Genomic DNA, 20,630 nt, shown 5'->3' on the forward strand with positions numbered 1-20,630 from the left:
CACTTTTATAAGGAAACCATCATGCCATCATCGGAGACCCCGGAATGGGGACTAAAAAGTGCTGTCACTCCGCGATTCGGAGCCAGACTGGTGCAGGAAGGTAACCGTCTGCACTATCTGGCAGACCGGGCCAGCTTTATCGGTACGTTTAGCAAAACAGAAGCCCAAAGTCTGGAACGTTGCTTCCCTGAGCTAATTAAGCTGTTGGAACAGAAGCTACGCATGGGGGAACTGAATCCCCGTCAGCAGAACTGCGTCACGCTGCATTGCAACGAATGGATCTGTGAAGCCGATACGCTGGGCAGTGTTGGCTACGTGTATATTGTTATCTATCCCTCTTCGGCAACAGCAGAATAACCTGCAACGTCTCTCCCATCCTGAGCATTTTCCTGATGTTAACGACTTAACCTGTAGAGAGTATTCCTATGCAAACATCACCGGCAATCCCTCCACGGGAGGATAACCCCTGTCCGTCACCTATAACCGTCTGGCAACAACTGCTGACCTACCTGCTGGAAAAGCACTACGGCCTGACGCTGAACGACACACCGTTCTGTGAGGAAAACGTAATTCAGGCGCATATCGATGCAGGCATCACGCTGGCCAATGCCGTCAATTTTCTGGTGGAGAAATACGAACTGGTACGCATCGATCGCAACGGCTTTAACTGGCAGGAGCAATCACCGTTTCTCACGACTGTCGACATCCTTCGCGCCAGACGTGCAACGGGCTTACTTAAGGCATAAAAATCCCGAGCTGTTTTCCAGTAACACCACACCAATCCTATTTATCTCTCTCCCCGATGCATAATGCGCCAGCCGGTAAGGGCTGGCGCATTTGCTTTTATGTATGGACCACAAATGATGCAAATTGAACCCGAGGTTTTAACCGAACACACCGAGCTGATTTGCTCGACCAATATCGAACGTATCGTGACTGGACGTGATACCGCGCTGCAACAGATAGAACAGCTCCTCAACCAGCTACGGGCGATCTCAACACTAACAGCAACTATTGGCGGCGGCACGGCTGGAGACTGGGCGTTAAAGCAAGGGCATCGCTACGACTGCTGGCTAACAGAAGCACCCAACAAGGCGATGTCAGCCATCACCCGCACACTGGATCGCAATATCTGGCGCGACCTGATGCTGAAATCCGGCATGTTGTCGCTGATGGATGCTGAAGCTCGCAGCCAGTGGCATAAAAATCTCGATGAAGGGGAGCTACCGGCCATCAGTGAAGCCAATATCCTCAGCACCTTTGAGCAACTTCACCAGAGCAAGCTGGAAGTATTCGAGCGTGGGGTCATCAACGTATTCAAAGGGCTATCGTGGGATTACAAGACTGTAGTGGTCAACAAAAACTGGCCACCGTGTTAGAGTTTTTCCAGTATCGGTTTTCCGATTCGTTTGGGGGCAACCCACCGTTATAGTCATGCGGCCTGAGTGAGCTGTAATATCCCACGATGTAGTCCGTGATAGCGTGAGCGGCTTCGCTGAAGTTCATATAGCCCATTACGGGTATCCACTCATTTTTCAGGCTTCTAAAGAACCGTTCCATCGGACTGTTATCCCAGCAGTTCCCGCGTCGGCTCATGCTCTGTTTGATCCGATAGCGCCACAGCAACTGCCGGAACTGCCTGCTTGTATAATGACTACCCTGATCACTATGGAACATGACACCCGCAGGTTTGTCTCGGGTTTCCCAAGCCATATCGAGTGCCTTAGACGTGAGCTTACTGTCGGGTGAGAATGACATTGCCCAACCCACCGGCTTTCTGGCAAACAGATCGAGAACAACAGCAAGGTAAGCCCAACGCTTGCCTGTCCAGATATAGGTCACATCGCCGCACCATACCTGATTGGGTTCTGTCACTGCGAACTGACGATCAAGATAATTTGGGACGGCAACATGCTCCTGACCTCCTCGCTTATACCTGTGCGCGGGTTGCTGGCAACTGACAAGTCCCAACTCTTTCATCAACTGACGAGCCAGCCAGCGTCCCATTCGGAAGCCCTTAAGTGTAGCCATGGTTGCGATACTTCTTGCTCCTGCGGAGCCATGGCTGGCGCAGTGCAGTTCCTGAACCAGACTGCGACAATGTATCCGGTGGGCATCCGGTTCGATTGGTCGTGCTTTCCAGTATTTGTAACTGCTGCGATGAACCCCGAACACATGACAAAGTGTTGCCACGGGATAACGCGTCTTGAGTTTCCCGATTAACGAGAATTGTTCAGGGAGTCTGACATCAAGAGCGCGGTAGCCTTTTTTAATATTTCGTTTTCCATTTCAATACGTTGTAGTTTTTTCTTTAACTCACGTATCTCAATCTGTTCAGGTGTAATGGGTGACGCTTTTGGTGATTTACCTTGCCGTTCTTCTCGTAACTGTCTGACCCAGCGCGTCATAGTCGACAGGCCAACATTCATGGCATTGGCGGCGTCAATAACAGTGTAATTTTGGTCGAGAACCAACTGAGCAGATTCACGCTTAAATTCGGGGCTGAAACGTCTTCTCATTGTGTCACCTGTGTTGTTATGAGATGAAGAATATCACCTCTTATCAGGTGGCCAAATTCATTAAACCACTACAGCTTTCGGGGTCTTATATCCTGGTGCAGCTGAGGATCAACGCACCGCCATCACCTTTACGGCATATAGACATGTTGGAAATTGTAGTTTGAAGCTCCTGAACAGATGGCATACGCAACACAAACTGGAAGGGAATATATTGCGACAATGCTAGCAAAATCAGTGGGATTCAAGCCTCCTGCTGCTCTCGGAATTTCATGTCACGCTACCTTATCGACGTAGATAACCCTGTGATGTTCGGCATCAGCGATACTTTTCATGTGTGAGATTCTAGCGATGAGTAAAAAGGTAAGCAGATCCTTTATTCCATATTTTCTGTAGATATTATTTTTCATGTTGTTGGCGGTTTTATGGGTTATCGCCATCTTTTTTGCGATATCTTTTATTGATATTCCGTCTAACCAATAGCTGAAGAATATTTTCTCATTCGGTGATAACGATATCGTCTTCCCTTTTATTTCTCTGAATGATGGCATGGCTGAGATAACTTTTTTAATTGTGCTCATCGATGTGTGTTTTGATAACAGTATTACCTTTTTTGCGATCATCACTGGCGCATGCCTGCGGTTGTTCAGAATAATAACCTTTCGTTCTTGGCTAGCGATATGGTGAGTTAATAATGCCAGATCAATACCATGTTCAATATCAATAATAGATATTCCGGCATGATCATCTATTTTTATATTTTCAAATGCTTTTTTCGTGAAGATACAGGGGGTAATGATATCAATTGCTGGCTGGATCGTTGCTTTTTTCAGACATTCTCTAGGTACATAGGTATGATTTATCACTGTTAAATGATCAACATTAATCGCAATCATGAAATCCCTCGGTCGTGATAGAGCGCTGGCAAAGGCCATGTCTATGTCAGTTTGCGTGTTCGCGTAGTGAATGGAGTAATCCATGATGTTGCTTGCCCACGAATCTATGTGACTTATTATTATTCTGATGGGAGCGACAGTTTGGGTCGCGTGAGGTAAAGAAGAAGGTTTTTTTCTTATGAAAGGTTTTAACGCGACGATTTGATGTGTGGGTAATAAGAAATAGCAAGTTCGCATTGACTATCGTGTAAGTATAGCAATACGAACTTATTTTAGCCTTTATAGGGTTACATCCATATGGACGCGATGCTTAACTGTCCTGTAGTTGGCGGAGTAAACATCGATACCCGTTAATTTCATTTTCTTTATCTTGAAGCCCTGCTTTAATTTCACTGACTTCTGTTTCCAGATTCTCGCTTAACGTTTCCTGGAGGGTATTTTTCAGCACATCGAGTTGGGAGAAGATTTGCTGTGCTCCTACGGTTAGCTGTTGGGACAAGCCGATAAACATCGATCCCAAGGCATCATCCAGTGCATTTTGTAACCGTTGTTTGTCCTCGCTTGTTTTGATTTCATCCTGAAAGGGGATCATGATGCGTGATTCATCCGCTTCCAGCATAAGCTCCGGTAACACTAGGCTGTAGATCGCATTTTCCAGTGCACTACGAAATACGCTAGGATCAAACTGATCGCTGCTTGTATTCAAATGTTGGATAAGCGCCTGACGTAATTGGTTCTTTAGCGCAGCGGGCTCAATTAACCGATTAAAATGCTGGCGGATCTGGCTGGCGCATGCCCGACTATATTGACGAACCTGTTCTATCGCATCCTGAGGACTAAAGTAGTGGTAAGACACGGTACGGGAATCGTATACGGTACGTGTGCTTCCCCAGGAAAAAGGGTTATACCAGCTTGAGTCACTCACCTCGTAGGAGTAGCGTTCTTGCTTAGAACCAGTATGATTTCTCAACTCACGATGACGGGTAATATCTTCACTTAGCCGCGCTTTGACACGTTCTGTTTCCTGACGAGCAGTATGGATGGTATCGCCCAGAATTGTGCGTAACTCTGACGCGATACCCTCAAGCCGTTTCTGACACAATGCTTGCTGCTGCTGCAAGCTGTGTATGTCTTGATTTTCTAACAGCTGTATACGGCTTCTGAGCCTGCCCGATAGGTGCGTGAGAATATGTGTTAGCTGGGTGTCGCTTTCATGCGTAAATGCAGCCCGCTGCTGTTCCAGAAGGGGCTGGCGATCTTGACGTGCCTGTTGCCATACCTTACTTAAGGTGTCGAAATTGGCGATACGCAGCCAGTCCTGCTGTGTGAACGTATTGGGCCAACGCTCTTCAGCGATGCCCTGTAGCTGATTAAAGGTATGCGACATACTGCCGCTCCATTTTTCTTGCGGCCAGTGGGCAAATCCCCATGCGAATGTACTGGCAAACACCGGATGTGCTAATTTCTCCAGAATGGTTGCCCGTGCGTCATTGCCGTTTCCCCGTTGAAATTCCACCAATTCAGCGGATTTTTGTTGGGCAATACGTAACAGTCGCTTTTGAATGTTGTTTTCTGTTTCTGCTAAAGAACCGCGATCGTATCCATCATCCAGAATCACGGAATCATATTGTCCCGCTACCAGTACCAGCCGTTTGACGCCTTTGCTGGGAAGCTGCTCGCCTAATAAGCGAATATCGGCATCATCAAGAAACTGGCTGCAACGAGAGAGGAAAAATACCACGTCGCAGTTCGCCATATAGTCACGGGTTTTCTGTGAGCGGCTTTGGACAGGGTCATTCATACCAGGAGTATCGACGACTTCAAACCCTTTCAGCGTCTCGTCCGGCAGGGTGAGGGTGGTGGATTTTACCAGCGGGGTTAACCGACCATCGTTGCCAGTATATGTGTTTAATAATCCCTGTAGCTCGCTGATATTATCGGCTAAGACGATTTCCGTATGATTCTCGAGGCACGCTACTTTTTGCCAGTGTGCGGCTAAATCGATACCAGCATGCGCTGACATCTCCAATAGCTCACGCGCTACCTTGTGGCTATCACTTACGGAGGATTGCTGCGCCTGAGCCGCTATTTGTTGCCATTCTTCTTTGCTGTAATACTCCACTTGCAGGCTGTGCTGTTCTCCGTAACCGATACGCGTCAGGTTGGCTGTTTTGGGGGTCGCTGCTTCCGGTAGAATAGGGCGGCCATCAAAAAGCAGGGTATTGAGGAAGGTGCTCTTTCCGGCCTTCACCTGCCCCATAATGCCAATATTTAGCGTTTGCTCATGATGCTGCCACCGAGCGAGTTTTTGTGCATAATCCTTTGCTAATGCCTGTAACGCATTACTTTCGTTAACAAATTGAGAGTGGGAAGCTGTGGTAGCTTCAAGTACGCGCTGAATACGCTGTTGCAACAACGTTGTCATTTTGGCCCCTTAATAAAGCAGCTATCATGAATGCTATGTGCAATATTATTGTCTTTGAGAAATGTGAAGACTTTTTCTGAGATGTTTTGCAAACTTGATGTCGGGATTGACAGTCTCTTTAAATTTTTCATCTGACAAATAGAGTCTGGTAGTGTATTAAATTTACCGTAACCTCCCGTTTTTATTTCACGTAGGTTTTTAGGTAATATACTAACATTAGGGAATTCTGTGATTTTGTATGAGTCGAAAGTAAGTGTTTCCATATTTTTTAACAAAGATAAACCCGCAGGGAAAGGTGTAGCGTATTTCCATCCATTGCTATAAATATTGATTTCTGTGATATTTCCTAAATCCTTTTTTTCTTGAGGTATTTTATAATCTAAATCATTACTTTCCCACCACTCTTTTAACCCAAGAAACAGTAACTCAATATAGTCATCCAAAAACTCTCGCCATACAGATATATAGTGAATACCCAGCGTGAGCTCCGATGCTTTTTTCTCTCCTGTTGGTAATCCTAATACCAGGCAGGCAGCATAAACGATGGTTTCCATATGTGGTTGTTCGATGTCCAGAAAGGTTGCTAACGCCTCCAGCAGTGTGACCTGCTGTTGTGTTAGCGGACCATTCGTTCGCGCGAAGATCAGGCAATCTAGCATAAAACTGTAATTTCCCCCCACGTCACGCAAGGTGTTTATCGCCTCTTCCAGCCCCTCCTGTCCCAGCTTCATCGCTAACTGACACAATTCCGCCTGTCGACCGTCCATGCCAATAGTCGGCAGCCAGAGTTGCAGCATTCTTTGTTGATCGGCACTGATTGGACCATGGCTCAACAGCACCATCAACAACAATGCACAGTAATGCCGACGGGTATGTTCATCTTCCTCATTTAGCGAGTGTGTTGAATAAGCATTCTCTTTTATGCGTAAGCAATCTAATTGATTTAGGATCGTGAGAGGGTTTATTTCATTCATGGTAGTTCTCTATAAAAAAAGGATTGCCAGGCACTGAAGGCCGTGGGGAGAGGAATGATTTTAAAAACTGGCTCACCGTTTTTACCGTAATTTAAATCATTACTTTTTACCTCATTCATAATGATATTAAACACGATGCAGGATTGGTGAATATAGACTGTTCGTGAGGTATATTGAGATGGAGAGAACATTTGAAATAGTTGTGTATTAAGAGGCTCTTTGACGCTATACACATAGCGCCCTTTGGTTAAGAATTCACCTTTTTGAGGAAAGGTCGCTTTGTCTGGATCATTGGATATGTATGACGAATCACATGTCGCGATGTTCACTTCCTCCGCGAGGTTGGAGAAATCCGCCAATCGTGTGGTTAGGCCCAGCAGTTGCATACTCCAAAAGTTGATATGTAAGAGCTGTTCTTCATGTAATCCCGTTAATTTGGCTATCCAGGATAAACGTTCGGTCGTGGTTGTGCTGAGTGGTCCGGCAATTCTCTGGGCGACCACAAAATCAAAAAGTAGCGCCTGAGAGGCGTGTTGATCCCGTCGCAGATTATCGAGAATATGCCGCAGTTTATCCGCATCTAATTTAGACGCTTGCTGAAGATAATGAGACAGCGGAAATGAAGGGTTAATGGCTGGCAGTAGCAGTGTCATCAGTCGATGCTGATTGTCATTGAGTGCGCCATTTTCTAGCAGAAGGGTGGCCAGCAAAGTCAGATAGTCGTTCTTAAATGCAGCCTCTTGTGGCGCAATATAATGAGCGTCTAACGGTTCCAGCCCGATGCGTGCCGTATTTATCAATGCGTCCAAATTATTGTGGGTCATGATGAGCTTCCTTTGCTCAGGGCTTGTAACGAGGCGAAGTGTGTATGATCGCGGCGAAGCAAAGCATCCAGCCCAGACAACGGGGCATCGTCCATCAACGGTTGCCAGATGTCGGCCATCTCAGGAACATCGCGTCGCAGCAGGCGCTCCACGTTTTCTGGCTGTATATCCCATGTCAATGGCCGCCACAGTTCGGTATCCACCTCATCACGTAAATCCATATCACGCTCGTCAGCCAAGGTTAATAACATTTTTTGTAGGCTGATGGGGGCATACTCTAGCAGTGATACGCTTTCTGGTTCGTCTAATGGAATACCCAGACGCTGACCAATCTGTTTGAGTCCGCTAAAGAATTGTTGCTGAATAACATTGAGTGACTGGCTAATGTCTTCCAGTTGATGCAGGCTGGCTTTGTTTTTACGTTGCAGGCTGAGAATATCGGCCTGCACACTTGGATCATCACTCAGGGTTAGAATACGGTTGAACTTACTGAGCTGACGTTGCGCATCCTGGCGTGCTTCGTCCAGATAGTTTCCATACGTCATAAACTGGCGTTTAAATTGTTTTGTGAACCCAGGATCGCGTGGAATGCGATCCCAGCCATCAAGGTATTTTGCCAACGGAGACACGGAGTACGGCTGGCGTGGGCGATTTGAGAAAGGAAGGACGTCTAATACTTCAATACCACGCTGTGCCAGCATTTTGCCCACTAACGTGATGATCTTGCCGATTGTTTCTTCAGGGTGTTTATCCGCACGGCTGACAATAACGAGTTTTGGGATCGCGCGATCGAGCGTGGCGAGAAACGCAATGTCGTCTTGGGTTATAGTGCCTTGATCTGCTGGCACCAGCCAAATGATAAACTGTGCGCTGTTTAATTGGCTGCGAGCGATGCTGGCGTCGGTTCTGGCACTTCCCTGCTCATCCGCTTTGCTGTAGCCCGGAGTATCCAGCAGTGCCAGATTTTCCCAGCCAAACCCGTGGTGAGAAACAATCACCGATTTCAGCATCCGGCTCACCTGGCTGCCATAGCTTTCCCGTTCTTCATGGGTCAGGGTGCGAAACTGTTTGTGGCTGATTGAGATAAGGCGGTTAAATAGATTAATGGCTCTGACTTCTGTTGCTTCACCGTCGTTCCCTTTTACCAAATAGGTAGGCAAAGAGGTGGTGGGGTCGACTTCTGTGACCAGGCAACTGCGATCGCCGACAAGCGCATTAATCAGTGATGATTTCCCCGCGCTGAAACTCCCCCCCAAGCCAACGACTACCTTGCTGGAAAGTTCTGGATACTCGCAAAACTCGCGAAAGCGCACCATTTCATGCCGTAATTCATGCAAAATATCGGTAAAGGTTGAAGGGCTGCCTTTGCGTGCCAAGGTCGGCAAATCTTGTTCAATCAGATTTTCCAGCGTTTGTAGGATGGCTTCATCCTCTTTTGCGGCCCCGTTGGGGCGGTCCTCGCAGGATTGGCAAAGTAGGCTGTAGCGTTCACGTAGTACATCTTCACCCAGCGTTGCGATTACATCAGCCATGATTGAATTCCTGCAATTGCGTCAACATCTGTTGCAGCGCTGCGCGATCCTGTTGATATGTTTGTTGGCGTTGCGATTCGGCACTTTTCTCTGCGGCTAACTCACGTGCGACCTGATCTAATGTCGTTTGCACGGTTGCTAATTTTTCCTGTGCGGCCGCGCTAATGGCTCTCATGATGTCATCAATCGTACTACTCAGCGCTTGCGATATTTCTGGTGCAGCTTTTGTGCGACAAGCAGGGATCACCGTGTTGATGACATGCTGTCGGGCTTCCTCCTGCTGCTGACGCTGTATCAGTTCTTTACTACCGCGACTAAACAGTGATTCCAACGCTGAGGTAATAATGGGTGTTAATAGCTTCGCCATCGGGATACGCGTGATGAGTGTGATAGCCATCGGCAAGATGTAGGCTAAGGTACTGGTGATGATGTCCTGAGCGGTTGAATCAGACTGGAACTGATAAGAAAAATTCATTCCTTCCGCCAGCGGCCCTCCCTGTAAGTGCAACTGCCCAAGCTCCTGACGTATTGCCGGTTTGAGGTGACGCTCAACCCCCTGAGAGTAGGCCATACGCAGAGCGTGGCCAATCGTGCTACCCGTCTCTTCTCCATTTAATAACGCGTAGGCGAGGGTGTCTAATTGAGCGTTCAATTTACTGGCAAACTCATCAATAATGGCTTGTGTGGCCACTTCCTGCTGTTCTTGAAGTGTCACGGTTACTTGCCGCAAATCATCCTGTAAACGCTGATACTGCGACGCTAAGATTTCTCGTTTATTTTCGATGCTGTCCAATGTTTGATTCTGACTCTGTGCCAGTTGATTGACACGCGATAGCACGTCCCCGATGTGCTTCTGGACGACACTGCCGATAGCCTGATGGAAAAAATGCTGCTGCAAGGGGAGTAAGCGTCGTAATGCTATAGCCCACTCTGTGGCATTTTTACGCTGTGTGCGGCAAACCGCGAGCAGTGGCTTTTTAGTGATGGCTTCAACCTGCTGCTGAACGTGTTGGACAACCGCATCCACATCTTCTGGGCGTTTTTTGTCACATTTGGTGATGACCAGCATCACGGGCTTTTCATGGATAGACAGCTCTTCAATAATTTTTCTCAAGCTCTCTTTCAGTACGCCTTCATCAACGCTGACGACTACACAGTAGGCTGCACTGCGATCCAGGTAGTTATCAATGGCGAGAGAGTGTTGTTTGATCCCCGATTCCCAACCTGGCATATCAACCAGCGTCATGCCTTCGAGGTGTGCCAATTCTTGAGAGGGCAGGCAAACTTCCACAATATTTTCTGAGTTATGCTCGCCATACTGTTGATTTTTAAGTGCATCACGGGTGAGTGTCTGTGATTCGTGGTGTTTACGCTGCAATACGATGCGTTCATGTGGCGCGAAACGTAGTTCTGTGGGTAAGCTGGTTTCTGGATCGATGGCAACGGAAAGCAAGTTTTCTTGCAAAAAGGTATTGATAAGTGATGATTTTCCCGCGCTGAAGGCACCGATTAGCGGTAAACGTACCGAAAACGTGCTGAGAGTATTCTCTAGCTCTTTTAGAGGAGCCTCAGGGAATTCATATCGTTGCCAGTAGGTTTGTAGCTGTGGAAAACAGGCTTTAACCCGTAATTCTTCTTGTTGTAATGACATACTGCCCTTCCTTGTATAATCGAAACTAAAGGCGAAAAATAAAAATGTGAAACGGTGCGATGTTAGCGTCTCGGGCGTTATTCAAAGGAGATCGTTGATTTTGACGATAAGCCACTGGCACCACGCTTAAATCGCTCTGCCTTTTCCTTCATACATCTCTCTGATTTTTTCGACTTTTTCCCGAATCTCCGCTACCCAACAATCAGGTTTATACACCCGAATATTGTCGTTTAGCCCAAAGATCCACCACAGTGTCTCCTGATCCAGTGGTACGTAAGCCCGTAGGCGTAGCCAGTCGCTGCCTGATAACGGTTCAAGCGTTTGCTGCTGGCTAAGTGGTGTTTCTCGTAAGAGCCAGGCAATTTGTGGGTGAACATCGGCGATTAACTCCACCTCTGTTTCACTCTGTCTTGGAGAAAAAGCGCCAGATGCGATATAGCTGTCAATATCGAAGCTCTCATGCGCGCGGGCGGGCATATCCAGACGTTCTGCGTGTTGGATGCGTTGCAGGGCGAAATGACGCAGGTCGTCATAACCATCGACAGTTGCAATCAGGTAACTTATTGAGTGCCGCGCGACTAGACCGACGGGGTGAATATGCAGATTTTTGGACTCACCTTTGCTACGGCTGAGGTAGAGAATCTGTAACTGGCGTTTTTCCATTAGCGCGGTAGAGACATGAACCCAAATGTCAGCATCCACTTCTGCAGGTTGAAGGATTTTACCGTTAGGTAAAGCCCGCACATGGTTTGCCCAGTGTGCTAGCCCATTATGCTCAAGCCCTTGTAATTGCCTGTTAGCCATTGCGAAATGTGGCTCAAGTAGATGGAGAACGCTGGGGGGTAATAATTTCTCTAGATAATTTTCGGCAAAAGCGAAAGCGAGCGCTGTTGGTGTGTCTAGCGCAGGGAAATCAAACTGGGGCATATTGCTGGGAAAACTCCAGCGGTAAGGTCGTTCATCTTCATTACAATGGAGCGGGAAATCCTTGCTTAGTCGTCCGCCAAGATCCCTCTGTAAAGTACGCAAATCGATGTCAAACTCGCGATCCTTGAGTTTTTGCAGTAGTGCGGGAGTAGAAATACTCCGTGGTTGACGAGGTATCAGGCGCAGGAGCGCCAGATGGCGAAATAATCTGTCTTTGGGATCTGACATAGTGCCGAGCCTAAAAAGAATGCTGTGCTTAAAAGTTGAATACGATAGTTTTTCTTATCGTCCGCTGTGTTGATCTACTCGTTCTCTAGATCTCTTTTCAAGTCATCTATCGTCTGGTTTTGCTTCACCAGCCAGACTCCAACGACCAGACCAACAGTAAAATAGATAAATCCTTTCATGTTGAACACCTTAATCAAGCTAGATAATGTATCGAGCTACACCTTCAGACAACCAAGCGACATTCTGCGTCGCTTGATAGAAAAATGTTGTGCTAGTGTCATCATCGTTGCCGTGAAAAGGGTTTTTATTGACCACTACAAGGCCATAAAAATGCGGTTTAGACATCCTATTCGTTGAAGCTGTTTCTTATGGTGAATTAAAAATAATATCAATTATATTCATATTGTTAGGTTTTTATCATTTCTATTCTTCGGAGGATCTAGTGGAATTAATCGTGACGCACGACATTACTGATAACGATCGGGAGGCGCTTTTTGCTGGCCTGAGAAGCTACAACCATCGGTTTATCAATCCTGCTTCCTTTGGGCAAATCGGTATTTTTCACCGAAATAGCGCTGGGACTATGCTGGGTGGGTTGATCGCAACGCGGAAAGGGTTATGGCTGTGTATTGATTATTTGTGGGTGAGTGAAGAATCCAGAGGTCTGAAGCTCGGTAGCGCGTTGATGAAGGAAGCTGAGCAGGAGGCTATGCGTCTTGGGTGCCGTCATGCGCTTGTGGATACGTTTAGTTTTCAGGCGCTTCCCTTCTATGAAAAGCAAGGTTATCAGTTACAAATGTCCTTACCTGATTTTCCTGAAGAAGGAATGTTAAGGCACTATCTAATAAAGCAAAATATGCAGTCTGCATGATAGTTATCACCCCATTGACCAATGACAAAGTCGTGCTGGCACCACCTTCTTTATAATCAGGCCCGTTTCTCTTCTCACTGGTGTGAACGCATGGCTTACCAACTTAATCTTAACTGGCCCGAATTCTTAGAAAAATATTGGCAAAAACAACCCGTTGTATTAAAGAACGCTTTCCCGAATTTTGTTGACCCCATTACGCCGGATGAGCTGGCGGGTCTTGCGATGGAGGCGGAGGTTGATAGCCGTCTGGTCAGCTATAAAAATGGTCAATGGCAGGCCAGCAATGGGCCTTTTGAACATTTTGATAATCTGGGTGAAACTGGCTGGTCGCTGCTGGCTCAGGCGGTGAACCACTGGCATGCGCCGTCTGCTGAACTTGTGCGTCCGTTCCGCGTATTGCCAGACTGGCGTTTAGATGACCTGATGATATCCTTTTCCGTACCGGGCGGTGGTGTTGGCCCACATATCGATCAGTACGATGTTTTCATCATTCAGGGGATGGGCAGCCGTCGCTGGCGCGTGGGTGATAAACTGCCGATGCGTCAGTTCTGCCCGCACCCTGCGTTGCTGCATGTCGATCCTTTCCCGCCGATTATTGATGAAGATCTTGAGCCGGGCGACATTCTTTATATTCCGCCAGGTTTCCCACATGACGGCTTTACTCACGAAACCGCACTTAACTATTCCGTGGGATTTCGTGGCCCGAATGGTAGAGACTTAATCAGCAGTTTTGCTGACTATGTGCTGGAGAACGATCTCGGAGGTGAGCACTACAGCGATCCTGATTTGACCTGTCGGGAGCATCCAGGGCGGGTTGAAGACTATGAGTTTGACCGTCTTCGCGAGATGATGATCGACGTGATTAATCAGCCGGAAGCGCTTAAAGCGTGGTTCGGCCGCTTTGTAACGACGCCGCGCCACGAGTTGGATATCGCTCCGGCGGAACCGCCTTACGAGCAGGATGAGATTGTGGGGGCGCTGATGGACGGTGACGTGCTGACGCGCCTGAACGGGCTGCGCGTTCTGGAAGTGGGCGGTAGCTACTTCATCAACAGTGAACGGTTGGATACCGTCGATCCTAAAGCGGCTGATGCGCTGTGCCGTTACACCGTTCTTGGTAAAAAAGAGCTGGGCAAGGCGCTGGAGAACCCAGCATTCGTGGCGGAATTAACCGCGCTGGTTAATCAGGGCTACTGGTTCTTCGACGAATAAATTTCCTTCTCTTTAGCGGTTTCTGGGCACGTTCGTCTTGCATGACGTGATTTGGGAGCCGCGCATTATCCCTTGAATGGTTCGCAGTACAGCACGCGTATAGGCTAGCCCTGTGAATACTCGGCAGTCGACCTGACGTCGATAACGCCAATGTGCAGATCGTTATAGCGTTAACATCCCTTGACTAAAAATTAGCTAGCTATTGAATTTATTGATAAAAAATTATCCCGTCACGCAATTTAATCCATAACTGAACTATCTTTAGAGTGATATCCAATTAAATAACTCTGGAGAAATGCCATGCTTCATGTGCCTACACTCAAGCAAAAACCCTTAGCGTTACTTCTCACCCTCTCTGTCGGGATGATGGCTCCGTTTGCTTTTGCAGAGACGAAAACACCCGGTACCCTGATAGAAAAGACGGAGTTGAAGAAAGAATTAGGCCTTATGGAGGCGGGGGAACAGTATCGAATCAAGTATTCTTCGAAGAGTGGCGTCGATGGTGAAAGCCTGCGGGAAGATACTGGCGCGGTTTTCATCCCCAAAGGTGAGGCACCCAAAGAGGGCTGGCCGGTTGTGGTATGGACACATGGGACGATTGGTGTGGGAACCTCCTGCGCGCCATCCCTCAATCCGCGTTCCGCTCGGGACTCGCAGTACCTGAATACCTGGCTGTCGCTGGGGTTTGCGATTGTGGCACCGGATTATGCGGGGCTAGGATCTGCTGGCTTGCATCACTACCTCAATTCACGTGGTGAGGCATGGAGCGTGTTGGATAGCGTCAAAGCGTCACTGACCACATTCCCGCTGCAAAATAAGTTGACGATCGTCGGCCAGTCGCAGGGGGCTCACGCGGCCTTTGCGAGTACGGGCTACCAACCGGGTTATGCGCCGAATCTGAATATCGCCTCGACCGTATTGACCGGCACGCCCTATTTTGATGATAAAACCTCGGCGAAAAAGATTTTTGACGTGGACGTAAAGGGCGGCGATCCTAAAATCCCTTATGTGATGTATATCTATCTGTCAGCAACCGATATGAAGCCAGGGTTTAAGGTCGAGGATTATTTCGAGCCGAAAGCCGCTAAGCTTGTCGAAGATGCTCGTAAGATGTGTATCGGTGAGTTGACGCAAAAAGTAATGGAAGAGGGGCTGAATGCCGCCAATAGTCTGAAGCCTGCGATCTATGACCTACTGGATGACCAAATGGCGCATTTTCGCTACAACACGCTACGTGTTACCCCTCCGGTCTTTATCGGGATTGGAACCAATGACATCAACGTGCCTACCAAGATGCAGGTTCACTTTGCGGAAGATGTCGTGAGTGCGGGGACGTCAGCCGATGTGCATCAATATAAAGGCATGGACCACAGCGAAACGGTGAACGTTTCACTGCGTAATTCTGTGCCTTTCGTATTGAGTAAATAGTGTAGACATACAGCAAAACCGTAAACCTCTTGTCCCGGCGTGTTCGCCGGGACAGTATTCCCGTTATCGACGCGCGGTCTGGTTTTCGCGGCGGTACTGCCACTGCCGATACCCTAGCATCCCCCACGCCAGCAGGCCGTAAAGCACGGCAAGCATCCACAAATGCCACCAAAATGCGCCGATCTGGGTGAAATCTGCTCCCATCTGATTAAGACGCAATATTCCCTGAATCGTGAAGACCGCGGGTATCCACTGAGCCAGCCAGTTCAGTGGTGCGGGGATCATTTCCACGGGCCAGATGAAGCCAGCAAGAAAGACAATCGGAATGGAGGAGAGCAGCACCGCCTGACTAGGGAGATCTTTGCGTGTAAAGGTGGCCCCCAATACGACGCCAAGCCACAGCGTTGAAAGGATGAAGGGTAATGTAAACAGGAGTAGCTGACTCATGCTGGCTTCGCGTGCGATGCCATAGGCATCAAGGCAAAAGCCGAGCATATAGAGCAGCGACAACAGGTAGGCACAGCCAACGACCAGCGTACGCGCCAGCAGTAAACGCCACGGTGCGGCATACTGCCAGTAGCGCACGCAGCCGGACCGAGTGCGCTGATTTTGTCCGGCACCGAGCAGACCGCATCCCATTAGTAAAATCTGGTGCAGTATCAACATGAAGACACCTGGAACTACATAATCGACATAGCCCATGGTTGGATTAAAGACCGGCACGACATTCAGAGAAGTGGCCTGCCACTGCGAGCTGGCGGCGGGTATGCCTTCTCCCTGAGCAAGCAGCCGTGCGACTTTGACCTGTGCGCCCGCGGTGCCGCCGACCGTCGCCAAAGACTGCGCGATCGCGCCATAGATCAGGAAGTAGCTGGCATCGGCCGAATAGCTTACCGTAACGCTTTTCCCCTGCATGATGTCGCGATAGAAGTGGCGCGGAATGTAGAGAATTCCCTTCGCTTCGCCATGCAGAAGCAGCGCTTTAGCTTCATCCAGCGTATTGCGCTGCGCCACCAGCCGTACCTCCGGTGTAGAATCGGCCATAAATGCCAGACGGCGTGAGAGCTGAGTTCCATCTTCATCCACCAATACCACCGGTAGTTCGCGTGGCGTCTGGGCGAGGTAAGGTCGCGGATAGAGAAAGGAATAGAGCAGAATCCCGCCGAACAGGGTGAGTAAGATAGTCGGATCGCGCAGTAAGCTGCGCAGCTCAAACCGGATGAGAGTGGCGAGAGTCAGCATGCGGCCTCCTTGCCACTGGAGCGGTAACGCCAGAGAGTGAGCGGTAGCAGGAGCCAGAATAGGGCGAGCGCGGCCAATGCGGGCGCGATCTGAGCGATCCCAGCACCGTAGCTGGTGATGGCAATGGCAATGTCGCCATAGTGCGCGACAGGCAGTAATTGTCGCCAGAACGTAGCGAATGTCTCCATTGCGGCGGCGGGAAAGGTGATGCCCATAAACGCCAGTCCGGGGGCCATTAGCGCTCCGACAATGGAAACGGCGCGTGCCGGGTCGCGAATCAGCGCATAGAAGGCCATGCCTAGCGCGATGCAGGCACCGGCAGTGATGCCAATCGAGATAACGAGCAGCAGCGCTGAACCGTTGAGTGGATAACCAAGCAGGCTATACAGCGCATAGCTCCATAGGCCGCCCCATGCCCAGCCGATTAGCCAGTGCGTCAGGAATTTAGCACCGATGGCGGTGCGATTCTCTGGCACCCAGAGTGTTCCGTGCCGATCCTCCCGTGCCAGCGTATTCAGGCCGTATAGCGCGAGTAGAATCGACCAGATCGAGGGGATGATCGCGTTCAGCAAAAACTGGGCGTAGTTGGCGTTCTGATTAAACAGTGCGGTAATCTGCCCGCCAATGGGTACCGCCAGTCCTTTGGCTTCGGGAACGGCTGCCCCCTGAGATAGCGCCTGCACCACGGCAATTTGTCCGTTGAATGTCCCCGCTACCAGCGCCAATGAGCTGTTGATGACTTTGGCAATCAGGACGAACTGCCCATTATTCCAGGCAGTAATCGTCGGTAATGTTTTCAGGCGAATATCACGCTCAAAGTGGCGGGGGATGACCACCAGCGCATAGATCTTGCCACCGCGCAACGAGGTCGAGCCTTCTTCTATTGATGAGAACTGATGATTCAGGTCGAAGGAGGATGAGGCATGCAACTCTCTGGCAAATTGGCGCGACATCGTGCTGTTGTCCAGATCAATTAAACCGATGGGGAGCTCGCGGACAATCGCTCCAGATAGCGTCCACCAAACAATCAGCATCGTGACAAGCGGCAGCCAGAGCGCTAATGCCATCCCCCAGCGGTCGCGCCACAGCGCCTTCCATTCGCGTACCATCACATTTCTACCAGCGCGCTCATGCCAACGCGCAGCCCGTCAACCGGTCGAACTGGCCGCGCTTCTACTTCGAACGTCCTCATATCAAATCCTTGGCGGGTGTCCGTTGCCCGCCACGTCGCGAAATCCCCCATGACGGAAACGTAAGATACCTTAAACCGGAATGTCTGGTTATTGAGCGCCGGGATACGCGCCTCAAATTCGGAGCCCATCGCAAAGCGCTCCAGCAGATCTTCGCGTACCGCTAGCTGAATCCAGATGTCACTCATGTCCAGTAGCGTGACCACAGGAAAGCCCTGTGGCGCAATTTCACCGCTGCGCAACAGCACATTGCTGACCTCGCCAGTGTGCGGACTGACAACGCGGGCCTCTGCCAGATAGGCCTCCACCTCGGCGACGGAGCCTGCCGCCATACGCGCTTTTTCCTCTGCGGCGACCTGAGTTTCCTTCCGCGTGCCTTCCTGCGCCATTTGATATTCCTGCCACGCCATCCCTTCGGTATAGCGCGCAGCATCCCACGAGGCTTTGGCTTCATCCCGTTTTTGCAGCGGTAACACGCCTTCCTGATAGAGGTTTTGTACGCGCAGATAAGTCTTATGGCTTAGCTCGGAACCGGCCTTGGCTTTTTGCCATTGATCTTTGGCGGCGGCGATCTGCTGTTCACGTGCGCCTTTTTTGGCTTCCAGCGCCACTGCTCCTGCCGCGGCTTCACCCGCTCTTGCCTGTTCCAGCTTCGCGTCCAGTTCCGGCGTCAGGAGCGTAAAGACGAGATCGCCGACGTCAAGCTGCTGGCCTTTTTGTACCTGCACCTCTGCGATACGGCCAGCTACTTTTGATGACACTGAATACTGCTGTGCTTCGATTTGCCCCTGAAGCCGTATCGGTTCGGGCTGATAGGCGAGCCAGAAGCGATAGGCTATCCAGACAATCACAATCAACAGAACGGCCTGAAGGAGCCATTTGCGTTTTGCACGAGAAGGGCGCAGGGGCTGTGTCATGGCGTCACCTGTATGGCGTATTGGGTCTGGTAGTCAGAGAAGCGGTTTATCTGGCCGGAAATCGCCATCAATCTGGCGATGGATACCACGTAACGATAGGCTGCAGAGGCGCGCTGTGTTTTGGCTCCAGCGAGTTGGTTTAGCGCATCCACGACGTCCAATGAGGTAGACATGCCCTGCGTAAACGCCTTATTACGTAGCTGGACGTTCTCTTCGGCCAGTTTTTCCGTTGAGGACAGAGAGTTGAACTCTTCCAGCGCCAGTCGGGCCTCTCGCCACGTACTCTCGACGACTATTTCAAGGTTCTGGCGCATATCGGCTTCCAGATAGTTAACCTGCATTTCCGCGCTTTTCGCGGCGGCGATGTTGTCGGAACGGCCTTCGCGGCTGATGAGCGGGACGGAAACGCCGACGCCCACCATCCAGTCCGGAGTCGTTCTGGCGGACAGCGTGTCCTGCTCATAGAGCTGATAGTTGCCGAATAGGAATACGTCAGGGGCGTATTTGGCGCGTTCGATACGGATAAGATCCTTGGCCTGATCGCGCTTGGCAGAGAGCACTTTTAAGCCGGGGTGCGTGTTGAGCGTTTGCTTCACCAGCGCAGGCAGTTCGGGAAGCGCTTTGTTGACGAACAGCGAAGACGAAGGGGTTGCGCCTTCTGTTTTGATGAGCTTGGAGAAGAGCATTTCGGTGGTCTCCATGCTTCGCCGCGCCTTTTGTGTTTCGATACGCGCCATGTCATAAGCGGATTGGGCAGACAGCACTTCGACTCGTGCGATTTGGCCCTGCGCTTCCAGCTTGCGCGCATGGTCATAGTGTTGCGCCATGCCTTTCTCAATATCCTGACGCGTCTTCATTACCTGATGCGCCATCACCACGCCGTAGTAAGTCTGTGCCAGCGCCTCAAACTGCGCCAGTGTGCGGACGATCAGCATTTGCTCTGCCTCATTCACCTGTGCGGCACGAATCGACTGAGCCGCATCAATCCTGCCTCCGGTGAATAACGGCCAGACGACCTGAACGGAGCTGGTGACCACATTTTGCTCTGTGAAACGGGTGACGAAGGGATTGCCACTGGTATTAATCAGCTGATTGAGCGCGGCGAAGATGTCCCGGTGGTTCGACAGCGGGTTTAAGTCACGTGCGTCCAGTTCGACAGGTTTGTCGAGGCGCGTATAGCTTGCGCCCACGTTGACCTGCGGCCAATAGAGCCCTTTGGCGGATTCTTTCAGGAACTGTGCGCGATCGACCCCGGCGTGTTCAGCGGCAATGCTGTCATCGCTCTGCAACAGGCGGGCCCAGGCCTGATTAAACGAGATGGTTTGCCCCAATGCCGTGGACGACCAGCACTGCAACAGCAGCAGCGCGACGGGGAAATAAGTCAGAAGCCGGATTTTGCCGTGTGTTATTCGAGGCATGCCAGGTGAAATCATCCTTTTACCCAAATACCGTCAAATTAATAAAAATAAGCCCGCTGAAAGCAGCACAAGGCTTGTCCGTTTGTACATGATGAGGAAAAGCATCTAACGTCAGGTAAACAAACACGTATTGCGGGTGATGTGTTCCGTATTATTTTTTGTGATGATTTAGTTTTGGTCTAAATCCCAAATTATTCAAATAATATAAGGGATTGAATTGGGAAATTTATTTTTAGGGGAGAGGTGCAGCGGGAAATAAGTCACGGTATCTCTGCTACGTCAGCACTCGGCGGATAAAAATAATATCGTCATACTGTAAATAATGAATAAGAAAAAGCCCGAAGTTTCCTCCGGGCCTGTATAGCAGCGATCGAAAATA

The 20,630-nt window shown here is 49.7% G+C and carries 17 protein-coding genes and 1 pseudogene; 6 read left to right on the plus strand and 12 right to left on the minus strand.

What is annotated here, in order from left to right:
- The first annotated feature begins 21 nt into the window (after positions 1 to 21).
- The 3 genes and pseudogenes from E2566_RS02410 to E2566_RS02420 all read left to right on the plus strand — a co-directional run.
- Positions 22 to 357: a type IV toxin-antitoxin system YeeU family antitoxin gene (locus E2566_RS02410; protein WP_107169474.1), complete on the plus strand. Its 336-nt coding sequence runs from the start codon at positions 22 to 24 to the stop codon at positions 355 to 357.
- Positions 358 to 425: 68 nt separating this feature from the next.
- Positions 426 to 746 carry a TA system toxin CbtA family protein gene (locus E2566_RS02415; RefSeq protein ID WP_107169475.1) on the plus strand — a complete coding sequence of 107 codons (321 nt, stop codon included), beginning with the start codon at positions 426 to 428 and terminating at the stop codon, positions 744 to 746.
- A 117-nt stretch (positions 747 to 863) separates the two neighbouring features.
- Positions 864 to 1,346, plus strand: a pseudogene (locus E2566_RS02420) (DUF4942 domain-containing protein); the annotation flags it as partial.
- Positions 1,347 to 1,353: 7 nt separating this feature from the next.
- On the opposite strand, the gene E2566_RS02425 reads toward E2566_RS02420, so the two are convergent.
- The 8 genes from E2566_RS02425 to E2566_RS02460 all read right to left on the minus strand — a co-directional run bounded on the left by E2566_RS02425 (position 1,354) and on the right by E2566_RS02460 (position 11,973).
- Positions 1,354 to 2,519 (minus strand): IS3 family transposase gene (locus tag E2566_RS02425; protein ID WP_107171070.1). Its coding sequence is split into 2 segments (ribosomal slippage): positions 1,354 to 2,273 and positions 2,273 to 2,519, totalling 1,167 coding nucleotides; the frame shifts between segments, so codons are not numbered across the junction.
- 272 nt (positions 2,520 to 2,791) lie between these two features.
- A complete protein-coding gene (locus E2566_RS02430; protein ID WP_107170325.1) occupies positions 2,792 to 3,412 on the minus strand; it encodes a helix-turn-helix transcriptional regulator in 621 nt (206 codons plus the stop codon).
- Between the two features lie 310 nt (positions 3,413 to 3,722).
- A complete protein-coding gene (locus E2566_RS02435; protein ID WP_107170324.1) occupies positions 3,723 to 5,837 on the minus strand; it encodes a dynamin family protein in 2,115 nt (704 codons plus the stop codon).
- Positions 5,834 to 6,811 (minus strand): leucine-rich repeat domain-containing protein, encoded by a 978-nt coding sequence (locus E2566_RS02440; RefSeq protein WP_107170323.1) that lies wholly within the window; start codon positions 6,809 to 6,811, stop codon positions 5,834 to 5,836. The genes E2566_RS02435 and E2566_RS02440 overlap by 4 nt, the downstream gene beginning before the upstream one ends.
- Positions 6,808 to 7,635 (minus strand): hypothetical protein, encoded by an 828-nt coding sequence (locus tag E2566_RS02445; protein WP_107170322.1) that lies wholly within the window; start codon positions 7,633 to 7,635, stop codon positions 6,808 to 6,810. Before E2566_RS02445 ends, E2566_RS02440 begins: the two co-directional genes overlap by 4 nt.
- Complete coding sequence (locus E2566_RS02450) at positions 7,632 to 9,167, minus strand: dynamin family protein (protein ID WP_107170321.1); 1,536 nt, start codon at positions 9,165 to 9,167, stop codon at positions 7,632 to 7,634. Before E2566_RS02450 ends, E2566_RS02445 begins: the two co-directional genes overlap by 4 nt.
- The gene (locus E2566_RS02455; RefSeq protein ID WP_107170320.1) at positions 9,160 to 10,818 is read right to left on the minus strand and encodes a dynamin family protein; all 1,659 of its coding nucleotides are present in this window, start codon (positions 10,816 to 10,818) and stop codon (positions 9,160 to 9,162) included. Before E2566_RS02455 ends, E2566_RS02450 begins: the two co-directional genes overlap by 8 nt.
- Before the next feature lie 126 nt (positions 10,819 to 10,944).
- Entirely contained in the window at positions 10,945 to 11,973 is a 1,029-nt protein-coding gene (locus E2566_RS02460) for a helix-turn-helix transcriptional regulator (protein WP_107170319.1), read from the minus strand.
- Positions 11,974 to 12,415: 442 nt separating this feature from the next.
- Here E2566_RS02460 and E2566_RS02465 point away from each other — a divergent pair, with 442 nt between their 5' ends.
- From E2566_RS02465 to E2566_RS02475, 3 genes are all read left to right on the plus strand, one after another.
- Positions 12,416 to 12,844 (plus strand): GNAT family N-acetyltransferase, encoded by a 429-nt coding sequence (locus E2566_RS02465; RefSeq protein ID WP_107170318.1) that lies wholly within the window; start codon positions 12,416 to 12,418, stop codon positions 12,842 to 12,844.
- A 90-nt stretch (positions 12,845 to 12,934) separates the two neighbouring features.
- Positions 12,935 to 14,056, plus strand: coding sequence for a ribosomal protein uL16 3-hydroxylase (locus E2566_RS02470; protein WP_107170317.1), 1,122 nt, complete (start codon positions 12,935 to 12,937; stop codon positions 14,054 to 14,056).
- 300 nt (positions 14,057 to 14,356) lie between these two features.
- The gene (locus tag E2566_RS02475) at positions 14,357 to 15,484 is read left to right on the plus strand and encodes a lipase family protein (RefSeq protein WP_107170316.1); all 1,128 of its coding nucleotides are present in this window, start codon (positions 14,357 to 14,359) and stop codon (positions 15,482 to 15,484) included.
- Between the two features lie 63 nt (positions 15,485 to 15,547).
- Here the strand turns inward: E2566_RS02475 and E2566_RS02480 are convergent, their stop codons facing one another.
- From E2566_RS02480 to E2566_RS02495, 4 genes are read right to left on the minus strand one after another with little or no spacing between them, the layout of a single operon-like run.
- Positions 15,548 to 16,726, minus strand: coding sequence for an ABC transporter permease (locus E2566_RS02480; RefSeq protein WP_107170315.1), 1,179 nt, complete (start codon positions 16,724 to 16,726; stop codon positions 15,548 to 15,550).
- Positions 16,720 to 17,835 carry an ABC transporter permease gene (locus tag E2566_RS02485; protein WP_107170314.1) on the minus strand — a complete coding sequence of 372 codons (1,116 nt, stop codon included), beginning with the start codon at positions 17,833 to 17,835 and terminating at the stop codon, positions 16,720 to 16,722. Before E2566_RS02485 ends, E2566_RS02480 begins: the two co-directional genes overlap by 7 nt.
- Positions 17,835 to 18,833, minus strand: a complete 999-nt coding sequence (locus tag E2566_RS02490; protein WP_107170313.1) for an HlyD family secretion protein — start codon at positions 18,831 to 18,833, stop codon at positions 17,835 to 17,837. The genes E2566_RS02485 and E2566_RS02490 overlap by 1 nt, the downstream gene beginning before the upstream one ends.
- Positions 18,830 to 20,251 (minus strand): TolC family protein, encoded by a 1,422-nt coding sequence (locus E2566_RS02495; RefSeq protein WP_107170312.1) that lies wholly within the window; start codon positions 20,249 to 20,251, stop codon positions 18,830 to 18,832. Before E2566_RS02495 ends, E2566_RS02490 begins: the two co-directional genes overlap by 4 nt.
- Positions 20,252 to 20,630: the final 379 nt, after the last annotated feature.

It is taken from the genome of Pectobacterium punjabense, assembly GCF_012427845.1.
GTDB classification, from domain to species: Bacteria; Pseudomonadota; Gammaproteobacteria; order Enterobacterales; family Enterobacteriaceae; genus Pectobacterium; species Pectobacterium punjabense.